Origin of the sequence: Bacillus sp. SM2101, assembly GCF_018588585.1 — a bacterium.
Taxonomy (GTDB): Bacteria; Bacillota; Bacilli; order Bacillales; family SM2101; genus Nanhaiella; species Nanhaiella sioensis.
Genome location: NZ_JAEUFG010000050.1, coordinates 1 through 11,253 on the forward strand (window position 1 = coordinate 1; position 11,253 = coordinate 11,253).

15 protein-coding genes are annotated in these 11,253 nt (G+C 34.0%); 6 read left to right on the forward strand and 9 right to left on the reverse strand.

Going from position 1 to position 11,253, the window contains the following annotated elements; all coding sequences use genetic code 11:
• Window positions 1-139 precede the first annotated feature (139 nt).
• The 3 genes from JM172_RS23355 to JM172_RS23365 all read right to left on the reverse strand — a co-directional run bounded on the left by JM172_RS23355 (window position 140) and on the right by JM172_RS23365 (window position 2,246).
• Window positions 140-952, reverse strand: coding sequence for a hypothetical protein (locus tag JM172_RS23355; RefSeq protein WP_214484784.1), 813 nt, complete (start codon window positions 950-952; stop codon window positions 140-142).
• Between the two features lie 40 nt (window positions 953-992).
• Entirely contained in the window at window positions 993-1,754 is a 762-nt protein-coding gene (locus JM172_RS23360; RefSeq protein WP_214484785.1) for a hypothetical protein, read from the reverse strand.
• Window positions 1,755-1,991: 237 nt separating this feature from the next.
• Complete coding sequence (locus JM172_RS23365; protein WP_214484786.1) at window positions 1,992-2,246, reverse strand: DUF1871 family protein; 255 nt, start codon at window positions 2,244-2,246, stop codon at window positions 1,992-1,994.
• Window positions 2,247-2,448: 202 nt separating this feature from the next.
• Between JM172_RS23365 and JM172_RS23370 the strand changes: the two genes are divergently transcribed.
• Window positions 2,449-3,126 (forward strand): hypothetical protein, encoded by a 678-nt coding sequence (locus JM172_RS23370; RefSeq protein WP_214484787.1) that lies wholly within the window; start codon window positions 2,449-2,451, stop codon window positions 3,124-3,126.
• A 188-nt stretch (window positions 3,127-3,314) separates the two neighbouring features.
• On the opposite strand, the gene JM172_RS23375 is transcribed toward JM172_RS23370, so the two are convergent.
• Both JM172_RS23375 and JM172_RS23380 read right to left on the reverse strand, forming a co-directional pair.
• Window positions 3,315-3,650: a DUF3147 family protein gene (locus JM172_RS23375; protein WP_214484788.1), complete on the reverse strand. Its 336-nt coding sequence runs from the start codon at window positions 3,648-3,650 to the stop codon at window positions 3,315-3,317.
• Window positions 3,641-4,054 (reverse strand): MarR family winged helix-turn-helix transcriptional regulator, encoded by a 414-nt coding sequence (locus tag JM172_RS23380; RefSeq protein ID WP_214484789.1) that lies wholly within the window; start codon window positions 4,052-4,054, stop codon window positions 3,641-3,643. The genes JM172_RS23375 and JM172_RS23380 overlap by 10 nt, the downstream gene beginning before the upstream one ends.
• A gap of 200 nt (window positions 4,055-4,254) precedes the next feature.
• Here JM172_RS23380 and JM172_RS23385 point away from each other — a divergent pair, with 200 nt between their 5' ends.
• Window positions 4,255-5,457, forward strand: coding sequence for a cytochrome P450 (locus tag JM172_RS23385; RefSeq protein ID WP_214484790.1), 1,203 nt, complete (start codon window positions 4,255-4,257; stop codon window positions 5,455-5,457).
• A gap of 28 nt (window positions 5,458-5,485) precedes the next feature.
• Here JM172_RS23385 and arsC read toward each other — a convergent pair whose 3' ends face one another.
• From arsC to JM172_RS23400, 3 genes are read right to left on the reverse strand one after another with little or no spacing between them, the layout of a single operon-like run.
• On the reverse strand, window positions 5,486-5,905 hold the full coding sequence (arsC, locus tag JM172_RS23390) for an arsenate reductase (thioredoxin) (RefSeq protein ID WP_214484791.1): 420 nt from the start codon (window positions 5,903-5,905) through the stop codon (window positions 5,486-5,488).
• Between the two features lie 14 nt (window positions 5,906-5,919).
• Window positions 5,920-6,558, reverse strand: a complete 639-nt coding sequence (locus JM172_RS23395; RefSeq protein WP_214484792.1) for an aquaporin — start codon at window positions 6,556-6,558, stop codon at window positions 5,920-5,922.
• 30 nt (window positions 6,559-6,588) lie between these two features.
• The gene (locus JM172_RS23400) at window positions 6,589-6,972 is read right to left on the reverse strand and encodes an ArsR/SmtB family transcription factor (protein WP_250886860.1); all 384 of its coding nucleotides are present in this window, start codon (window positions 6,970-6,972) and stop codon (window positions 6,589-6,591) included.
• 1,413 nt (window positions 6,973-8,385) lie between these two features.
• Between JM172_RS23400 and JM172_RS23405 the strand changes: the two genes are divergently transcribed.
• From JM172_RS23405 to JM172_RS23420, 4 genes are all read left to right on the forward strand, one after another.
• Window positions 8,386-8,763, forward strand: a complete 378-nt coding sequence (locus JM172_RS23405) for a hypothetical protein (RefSeq protein WP_214484793.1) — start codon at window positions 8,386-8,388, stop codon at window positions 8,761-8,763.
• A gap of 113 nt (window positions 8,764-8,876) precedes the next feature.
• Window positions 8,877-9,611: a UMP kinase gene (gene pyrH, locus JM172_RS23410; protein WP_214484794.1), complete on the forward strand. Its 735-nt coding sequence runs from the start codon at window positions 8,877-8,879 to the stop codon at window positions 9,609-9,611.
• A 229-nt stretch (window positions 9,612-9,840) separates the two neighbouring features.
• Window positions 9,841-10,110 (forward strand): autorepressor SdpR family transcription factor, encoded by a 270-nt coding sequence (locus tag JM172_RS23415; RefSeq protein ID WP_214484795.1) that lies wholly within the window; start codon window positions 9,841-9,843, stop codon window positions 10,108-10,110.
• A gap of 3 nt (window positions 10,111-10,113) precedes the next feature.
• Window positions 10,114-10,761 carry an SdpI family protein gene (locus JM172_RS23420; protein ID WP_214484796.1) on the forward strand — a complete coding sequence of 216 codons (648 nt, stop codon included), beginning with the start codon at window positions 10,114-10,116 and terminating at the stop codon, window positions 10,759-10,761.
• A 250-nt stretch (window positions 10,762-11,011) separates the two neighbouring features.
• Here JM172_RS23420 and JM172_RS23425 read toward each other — a convergent pair.
• Window positions 11,012-11,253 (reverse strand): M4 family metallopeptidase (locus JM172_RS23425; protein WP_214484797.1); only part of this gene is annotated, 242 nt, incomplete at its 5' end.

Genomic DNA, 11,253 nt, shown 5'->3' on the forward strand with positions numbered 1-11,253 from the left:
TCATTTTAGAGGATAAATTGCCTTTTTTTGTGTTCAGATTATAAGAATAAAAAACTGTAAGTTTTTCAGTGCCCTCGGATAACCAAGCGTTGTTTTTTTTCATTTATTCAGCCTTCAGATAGAACTTTCATAAATGTATTTACTCAATTTCTTCCTCTTCTTTTAATGACATGAAATGTACGGCTGAGTTTGTTGCAGCATGTTCTTTAGCTGAATCACTCGCTGAATGACTCGCTTTTGAGTTTTCTTTATTCTCCAAAGATGGATTTGTTTTTTTGTCAACGTGATTTATTACTACATTTTCTTCATCTATCTTTTCTCCATCAGTAACTTCTTGTTCAGCATCTTCTTCTAATGCTAGTTCTTTAAGCTCTTTAGCGATTTCTTCAGCTTCATCATTCGTCACTTCTTCTATTGTAGCATATACCGCAGAGTTAACTGACGCATGTATTTTAGCTTGTTGATTAGCTCTAATACTGGCCTTTGAGTTTACTTTATTCTGTGAAGATGGATTTGTCTTTTTATCAGAGATTAATTCTTCGTCTACTTCTTCAGCATTTTCATTATCCTGACTATCTTCTTCACGCTTAACTTCTTGATCCTCAGAATCATCATCTCTTATACTTTCTTCATCTTTTTGAGGCTTTGTTATGATATCATCACTTTCAATATGTTCCTCAATTGATGCATGCACTGCTGAATTTTCTGAAGCCCTTTCTTTGGCTCTCTCACTTGCTCTTTCACTTGCTTTTGAGTTTGCTTTATTTTCTTTAGAAGGATTGTTTTTTTCCTTCGTCTTTACTTCCTCAATATCATCACGCTCATCATATTTTTGAACACTTTGGATATCACTTATTTCTTGTTGTTCTGAAGCTTCACTCATACCTGCTCCAACTAATAGACTCACTGAAATTGCTCCCGCTACAACAAATGATTTAACAACCTTTTTCATTAATAATCTCTCCTTCTTCTTTTAAAATTTATTTTGATAATTAGCAAGAAGAAGATAAATCCGGCGGTTGAGAAGGAGGCGCATTTATCCATTGATTGCTCAGGACTTGGATATTTGAAAAACAATCCGTCTGCTGTGAAATTTTCCATCTATGCTGATTTAATTCAAGCGCATGTAATTGATGATTTAAGTTAGAGCCTTGCCCTCCTCCATCAGTAGAAGAGCTAGGTGAACTGTGCAAGTTATTAATATTTACCACAACATAGATATAGCCTAGTAGCATTTCTCTCTTACTTTGTTCTTCAGATCTTGAGTTATAGTTAGTTGTACTTGACTTTGTTCTTTCTTGCATATTTTGTTCAGTTTTAGTCGACCTAATAATAGATTGCTTAAATTGAATGGCTTTCTGTCCATCATCACTAAGGTTTACAACTTGATCAGATGGACTACTCTTTATCTTTTTCAGTTGGTTAGCCTTGTTCTTTGGCTTGTCTAGAACTTTGGTATTCTTAAAAGATTTTTTACCATTATTAGTCTTCTTGGTTGACTGAATGTTTTTATGATCATCCTTAGCTTGATTCTGTTTTTCATTTTTCTTAGTTTTTGAAACTTCTTTTTGCACCTGACTGTTATATGTTCCTTTTTCTTTGTTGTTATTTTTATTCTTGCTGGTTATATTTATTTCACTCTCTACTTTATGGCCTTTGTTTGCATTACCATTGCTTGCCCCAGACACGTATGTAGGTATGACGAGAAATAAGGATATTAGGAACACTATAGAAGAAACAATACGATAGTCCACGTTTTCACCACCTTTCTTCGGTGACCCTACTATATTAGTTCATTTTGACTTATATGTTTTTGTGGGTTGCATTTTACTTAACAAATATTTCAATTTATTCAGTTATTTAAAAAATATTTTAAATGAAGGCAATATAACTACCATCGTTTAAAGCAAAAGCAAAAAAACCTACTCTGAAATAGAATAGGTATAAAAGCTTATATATTAAATCCCCTGTGTATTCAATGATTGTTCCATTTACAAATCACAAATTTCTGTGTTAGCAATCTGCAAAAGCTCCTGCGCCATGATTTCACATTCACTAAGCGGAATTAACTCCTCAAAGGAATTTTCATAAATTGATTGAATGCGTTTCGCCAAAACAATTTTGTCATTTAACTCATGTATGGCTTGTAGTACATCTATATTTTCAGTTTCATAAAAGCCAATACCATAACCTAATGGATCCCAGCTTTGTAATTTTAACATTAGCTTAATATTCGTATTCTCCATGCTCCTCACCTTTTATCTTACATATTTAACTATAATAATAACGTGGTTATTAATTTATATCAATTTTCCTCATAATACTTGTTGTGTGCACTAACGAGTTAATCACACAATTTAACATAAAATTATCATAGTTTACACATCATTCTTGGCTATTCTATAAGTGTAGAAACAATAATTATATCTCGGATGAGGAGGAAAAGAAGTGAAAAAAATTGGATTATTTGCACTTGCTGGTGCGTTAACTTTAGGTGGACTAGGAGCTAGTCATGCATTTGCTAATGAGAACGGTGGTTTATTTCAAAGAGGACAAAATCAAAACCAAGTGATGAATAAAGATAGTTTCGTTGAAAAATGGAGTCAACTATCTGATGAAGAAAAAGAAACTAGGATTTTTGAAAGAGCAGAAGAGCTTGGGATTGATACGGATGGAAAAACTGTTGATGAAGTGATAGATTCAATTAACGAACAACGCCAACAGCGCCTATTTGACCGTGCAGAAGAACAAGGAATTGACACAGAAGGTAAAACTGCTGATGAAGTAAAAGAGTTACTCAAAGACCAGGCTCCTAGTGGTGAACGTAGTGGGAAAGCACATGGCAAAAGAATGAACAAGGAACAATTTGCTGAAAAATGGAACACTCTAACTGATGAAGAGAAAGATACTAAAATACTTGAGCGTGCATCAGAACTAGACATAGATACGACAGGTAAAACAACTGAAGAAATAGTTGATTTATTGCTCGAACAGCGCCAAGATAGATTGTATGACCGAGCTGAAAAGCATGGTATCGATACAGAAGGTAAAACTCTTGAAGAGGTTAAAGAACTATTAAAAGAGGACATCTTAAATAGTATAAACTCTAATAGTGATAGTCTTTAATTAAAAATTCCTAATTAACTAATTGGAACGCTCTTTCCGTACACTTTGTTGCTATAGTCCCTACAATATTGAAGGAAAGAAAAAATGCCCCGAAGCCTAGGATACATGCTTATTTGTTAGTACGGAAAGAACTTCAACAAAGCCAAAGGTATGTTATCTTTGGCTTTGTTTGGATTCATAAAATGTGTTCAAACTACTTTCATAACAAGCTGTTGTACAAATAAGAAGCTAGCCCAGCCAAGAACCCCTAACCCAATTGAAAACACTAGTGGCATTGCTAATTTTAAACATATCCCAACAATTACTAATAAAACGACTGTAGCTGGTATGCCGATTAGTACACCTGTTGTAAATTTGCTTAAGTTCACTAACGATTCACCTTGGAATGATAACCATATTAAGCTAAGTAAACTTACGAGAGGTAACGCAGCGATAATACCTCCATACGATGGATATTTGCGCGCTACTTCAGTCACAATACCAATAATTAATGCAGAAACTAGAATTTTTACTATCACGTACATTTAGCTGCCTCCTCCCGCAATATCGTAAAAGCTTGATCAATCACTTGTAGCTGCTCTGGAGAAATAGATGAAAAGATAGCTGTCAATTTTTCTTCATCCAGTCTTGAATGTTTATGAATAATATCCAGACCTAGTTTCGAAAGAAATACATACACCCTACGCTCATCGTTATTATCTCTCTTTTTGTTCACATACCCTTTATGAATTAGCCTCTTCACATGCTCTGATGCAGTATTATGACTAATTTCCATATATTTCGAAATGTCCCCTATTGTCAAATTCCCCTTCTTCTCAAGATGCTGAAGTATGCGTATTGCTTGATGGGAGATCGATTCCTTATGTGTCATATGCATATAATAATATATATCTGTCCAAGCATCATTCACTCGTTTTACTTCATCCATTTAGGTTCACCTCTATAATATCTTATTATACGATATATCTGTATATTACGATATATAATGTAATGTAATTTGTCAACTTCCATATTTCCTTTATTAATATCGCCCTTGAAGAATTACTGTTTGAAGGAAGGTATATAACAGTTCTAACTTGAATAATTATATTTAGATTTTCCATTTTAAAGTGAAGGGTGCGTGTCGAGTTGGATAATGTTATTGGTAATAATGATACTGAGCATTTGATGTATACAAAATGGGAGCCATTTGAATGGTACAAAAAAATGAGGAAAGATCATCCTATTCATTTACATACAGAGTATAACTATTGGGATGCGTTTAAATATGATGATGTAAGCTTTATATTAAGTAATTATAAATATTTTTCTTCTGCTCGATATCAGGGGCAGGATAATGACCCTTTCGGAGAAAGTATTCTTTTTATCGATCCACCTAGACATAAACAAATGAGAGATTTAGTTAATAAGTCATTCACTCCTAAAGCAATGCAATCATGGGAGTCGAAAATTGAACGGATTTCAAATATGCTAATTGAAGACTTACATGGAAAGCATTCTTTTGACCTCGTCAACGAATTTTCAATGCCTTTGCCTGTTATTATTATTGCAAATATACTGGGTGTTCCTACTGAAGAACTACATTTATTTAAAGAATGGTCGGATAATATCGTTGAAGGGGTTTCTGATACGTCAGAGGAAGCCATTAAGGCAGCGCAAGAAAAATATGCCTCAACTATAAATGACCTTACGAGTTTCTTCGCAGAAATGATTAACCATAAACGAAACAATTTCTCAGATGACATTATTTCAATACTTCTTCAAGCTGAAGTTGATGGAAAGAAATTAACACAAAATGAATTGATTGGTTTTTGTATATTATTGCTCGTTGCTGGAAATGAGACTACAACGAACCTTATTACAAATGCAGTTTATTGTTTTCTTGACGATCGAACTATTTTTGAACAACTAAAACAAAATGAGCAATTGCTCGTACCTGCGATAGAAGAAGTGTTAAGATACAGATCCCCTGTTCAAGCAATGGAACGGATCGTTAAACAAGACATCGAACTTCATGGACAATTGTTAAAAGCAGGTGATTATGTTGTTGCACATATTGGTTCAGCCAATCGAGATGAAACTAAATTTCCTCAAGCTGACCAGTTCCTACTAGACCGTTCATCAAACCCTCATCTAGCATTTGGAAAAGGCGTACACTTTTGTTTAGGTGCACCTCTTGCACGTATGGAAGCAAGAATAGCTTTAACTAAACTAATTAGGCACTTTCCAGAAATGAATTTTGTAGATGATATGGCAATAGAACCTATAAATAGTCCCGTCGTATATGGCTTAAAGAAATTAAAAATAGGGGTCAGTCGCCCACCGCTTTAAAGTGGTGGGTGACTGACCCTCTGCTTTTTTATCTTCCTTCATCTGAGAATTGTTTTATTCTTTCACCTATTTCATCACGGACACGTTGGAAAAATGCCCATCTTTCTGCTTCTGACCCTTCCGCTTTTGCAGGGTCATCAAAGCCCCAGTGAACACGTTTTACTTGAGGAGGTGTAACTGGACAATGCTCATCAGCATGACCACATAGTGTAACGACTAAATCAGCGGAATGTAAAATCTCTGTATCGATGACATCAGATGTTTGTTCAGAAATATCTATCCCAACTTCATTCATCGCCTTCACCGCATTTGGATTTAAACCGTGTGCTTCAAGGCCAGCGCTATATACATCCCATTCGTCACTTAAATATTTTTCACCCCAACCTTCAGCCATTTGGCTACGACATGAATTACCAGTACATAAGAAGTAGATCTTTTTTTTAGTCATTGTATTATCTCCTTTTATTCGTGAATTGTTTTGTATACTACTGCAGCAGCGATTGCTCCAATTGTGGTAGCAATGATATAAACCCATAGATGATCAAATGTTCCCGAAATTAATGCAGGACCGAGAGAGCGTGCAGGGTTCATCGAGGCTCCACTAATAGGACCTGCAAACATCGCCTCGAGTCCAACAGTCGCTCCAATCGCAATACCTGCAAAGGATTTGACAGCCTTGCCATGTATTGCAGATCCAAAGATAACCATCATAAGAAAAAAGGTTAAAATGATTTCTAATAAGAAAGATTGAGTTGCTGAACCATGTGGAAGCGTGGCACCTAAATTAGCCACATCCCCAAACAACAATAAGAGCGATGCACTCGCACTGATCCCAGCGAGAAATTGAATAATGATATAGTATAACCCTTCTCGTAAGTCAATATCACCATTAACTATAAATGCAGCAGTAACAGCAGGATTAAAATGTGCTCCAGAAACGTGCCCAAACGTATAAATTAATGCCATCACTACTAACCCAAACGTAATCGCAATGCCTATATGTGTCAAGCTATTTGTAATGCTATTAATGATGATGGCACCTGTCCCAGCGAATACTAAAAAATACGTCCCTAAATACTCTGAAATTAACTTCTTTCTCATATTTCAACTACCTTTACTATGCATTTTTGGCTACTTACATGATATGCGTAACCCCTTGTTTTCAAGCTCTTTAATTTTTTCGAGTTGATCGGGCAAGAACTTCATTATATCTTGAATCAATGGATAGTATTGACTATCAGTATTTAAAGAATAAATCATCCATTGACTTTTTCGATTTTCTTTCACAAGGCCACTATCTTTTAATTTCCTCAAATGCTGACTAACTGCGGGCTGACTCATTCCAAAAATATCTACGAATTCACATACGCAAAATTCATCATGATAAAGAAGTGCAATGATTGATAAGCGGGTCTTATCACCTAACAATTTCATCTGCTTAGCCATATGCTCAATTTCAATATGAGGTAATTCTATTTTGTCCTCCCCCTTTAGTAAAGGTTGCTTTATTTTCATCCTGAGAAATACGTATGAACTTTTTCTTGTTTAAACGATTTGTTGTTCTAAGCTAGATCATTCAAAGTGTATCACTTTTTCAGTTTCATAACTTAGTTATCATAAGAATATAAATATATGCTTATATAATAGAATGCTTATATAAATACGTCAACTCATTATTTCATATAACCCTTCATAAAATTACATAGCTTTATCATAAATTAGGGGTGTTTTCGCATTGAATGTTACTTTTCGTTCTTAGTTATAAACTCGTATATATATAACGTTTGTGGCATCTTTTCTACCAGTTATTAATTTCTCAAAAAATTATCATATTAGTGAAAAAGGCAACATAGTTAACGAAAAATATCTAAAGAAATTTGCTAATATACTTTTCCATATTACTCAAATACTCATGTACAAGCTTACACCACTGCATTTTGATATATATATTGTATATCTCTACATTTGTCCTCCCTTAATTAACCCTTTGCCATTGTTATGTATATGTACTTGTTTCTATATTGTCACCCACTATTAACGATTTCACATTTTTTCTTGTATACCTCTTCCATAAATGCATTCATGCATTTGCTAAGTAACTTTGACAGTTTTAATTTTATAAAATTAATTTTAATTTATCGTAGTCATATATTCATTAAGCGTTAAATTACAGTTTATCTGATTCCGATTTCATATTGCCATGTTTAATATTAATAGTTAGTTGATGACTAAATATTGACATACGTTTCATAAATAGTATAATTTAGACAGTTTGAGCTAAATACACAAGGCTGTTTTCGCATAGAGTTGCTTTTTGTAACCTTTGTTGTTATTAATACAAAATTACTCCAGTAAAAAAGAAGTCTTATGTGATTATCATCATATATAGAAAACTAGATGCAAGAAACAATAGCTTGATCCCTGTTTACTTATTTGTACGAAAAACACAAAGACAACCTTGTAATAAGAGCTATGAACGTTTTGGGAACCTTTCTTTCTCTAAGGCTGTTTTCGCATTGATTGTTGTTTTTCGTAATTAAGAAAGAACACCTACACAACTAACGTTCGTGGCACCTTTTCTTCTGGACAACGATGAATAACATTATATAACCACTTTTTATCGTACTAATTTGATAACAATAGCAACATAGTTTACGAAAAGAGCTTTCTCTAAAGACTATAAAAAACTCATCAGTTACTCAAGCAACAGAGCTTACAAAAGAGCTTTACGCAATACCAGTATGCTAGAGTATTACGAAAACCGGAAATAATCTCCACGAAGAACACCTAGCAAACTGACTAAGCTATGCCCCCTACGATTATCAACATTAATCATCACGTCGTCATTAAAACGAAGTTTTTCAAAAACATAGGTTTCAGAAACTAATTTCGGGAGGAGAAATTGTTTTGCACAGGACTATTCACCTGTTGTTTCCATTAATTCTTTTAATTAGTATTGTTCTCACAGCTTGTGGTGAAGAAAAACCTTATGAAATCATAAAAACAGAAAGTAAAGTAACAGAGTTCGATGACCGAATACAGCTGGAATTTCAATTTGAAATTAATAATTATACAGATAAAGATTATTATTTCTCATTGGTTTTTCCATCATATATTCAAGAGGCTCTCATTACGAAAGTTGAATTTATTAAAATAATGGCTGACAGTACCAATTCTGGAGTGATGTTAGTAACTGCTAGTAAAGATGGTGGACAAATGTCAGAAGAAACTATTAAATCTATTATTAACGGAGGGCTTCCTTTTGTGGAACAAATATTAATTGGAAAAACTTTAAATTTAAATTGAATGACTTAGAAAACCGTATTAACTGAGATCACCATAATTACAACTTAAAATTCTAACGTAGATGTGCTCTTTAAAGAATCAAGCTACATTATTTATATTGGGGGATTGATGAGTTGAACAATTACAATAGAGTACTATTAAAATTAAGTGGAGGAGCACTTAGCGATAATAATGGTGAAAACTTTTCCATTGAAAAATTAAATCATATTGCTAAAGAAGTATTAAGTATTGTAAATATGGGCATTGAGGTATCCATTGTGATTGGTGGAGGAAACATCTTCCGTGGTCACTTAGCTGATGTGTGGGGAATTGACCGTGTGGAAGCAGATAATATAGGAACATTAGGAACAATTATTAATAGTCTAATGCTACGTGGCGTTCTGACATCGACTACGAACAAAGAAGTGAGGGTTATGACATCTATTCCTGTAACATCGGTTGCTGAGCCATATATAAGGTTGCGCGCACTCCAGCATTTAAATAAAGGTTATATTATTATTTTTGGAGGTGGAAACGGCCAACCGTTTGTTACGACCGATTATCCGAGTGTACAAAGAGCTATTGAGATGAATAGTGATGCCATACTAGTAGCAAAGCAAGGTACTTCAGGCGTTTTTGATTCAGATCCGAACGCCAATCCACAAGCTAAAATGTTCCGCAAATTAAACTACAATGATATCGTCAAAAAAGACATTAAAGTAATGGACCAATCCGCATTGCTGTTAGCAAGAGACCACCATCTACCTGTACACATATTTAATTTTGATCAAGTAGGCTCTATGAAGAAAATATGCGAGGGCTTTCAATGTGGCACGATAATCCACGATAAAGAGACAACAACATTATAAAATCCATTTGACCGGTCCTCTAAATCTGTCATGGATCAAAGCGATTATGCTATTAAACTTTGTAGCTTTGATCCATTATTCATTTAGTCCTATCTGTTCATTCACCGTTTACAAAAAGTAAATTATTTCAATTTTATATTGACAAATAAACCCAACCACAGTAAAATATAAATTAATATTTAGCTAATTAGTTAAATATCAAAATAAAAACCTTCTTGGGGGAACTTCTATGTCTCTAAATTTGGCCTTCAAAGCTTTGTCTGATCCTACCCGCCGAAAAATTTTAGATTTACTAAAAAACAAAGACTTAACAGCCGGAGAAATTGCTGAACATTTTAATATGACTAAGCCAAGCATTTCACGTCATTTGCATTTGCTAAAGCAAGCAGACCTAGTATGGGATGAACGAAAGGGCCAGTACATTATTTATTCACTTAACACGACTGTCTTTCAAGATTTAATGAAATGGGTTTTACAATTTCAACACAAGGAGGATTAAACGATGAGTAAATGGATTACAAGAGTTGTCGTTATTGTGGTAATTGGATCAAGTTTTTTACTTTACCCATATTTACCAGAACAGCTACCTAATAAATTTAACAATTTTGGAACACCAAGTAGTTATACTTCAACAATCAATGTCATGTTTGGCTTAATAATATCTGTCATCACCGTTTATATGTCAGCTATTATTAGTTCATGGGTTTTACAAAAAAAATCTCAATACAGAAGATTTCAACAAAACGTTGAAAAGATTTTAATGGTAGTGATGCTTATTGTTTTTGCTGTTTATATCGGAGTGGTCGTAAACGGTTTAGGGTATGAAGTTAACATTTTATTCCTATTACCATTATGTTTAGCGTTCATTTTTATCGTAACTGGAAATGTCATTCAACAATTTAAAATGAACACTGACAATGTGTCACCATTAAATTCAGCTATAAATGAATCATGGAATAACATTCGATTTTTTCTAGCAAAAGTTCTCTTCGTGGGAGGAATACTCATGCTTCCTCTTATTTTCTTAACACCAAAAGTACTACTAATCACATTTTTTATCGTCCTAGGCATGATACTTCTCGTTATGCTATTAGGTTCATATGCTATTTATAAAAAGCACAATATGCCCCCCACTAATAAAACGATATAACGAGGATATTACACACAAAAAAGAGGATACTTAAGAAGTTATTGGACATATAGCCCTACCCTTTTAAGCTATCCTCTATTTGTTACTTAGGCTGTTTTCGTATAGATTGTTGTTTTTCGAATCGAGTAATAAATACGTACATCACCATCGTTCGTAGTACCTTTTCTGCAGAAAAACGATGTCAATCGTTTAAACCGTTTTTATTACTGACAATAGCAACGAAGTTTTCGAAATGAGCCTCAACTTATAATTATTGTACTCCTACTGCATCAAATGCTGCTGATATTGCTGCAACTTCAGAACCATTATCTCCATACAAGTCAGTAGCAGATTGGATTAAAGATGAACGTAACTGACTAAATGTAGATGATTCAGTTAAATACTGTGTAAGCGCTCGATAATAAATTTGACCGAGCTTATCTTTCCCAATACCTGTAACTGTCGTTCCGCTGTGTGTTCCACCTTCACTTATTAAATATGCCGCCTTGTTAG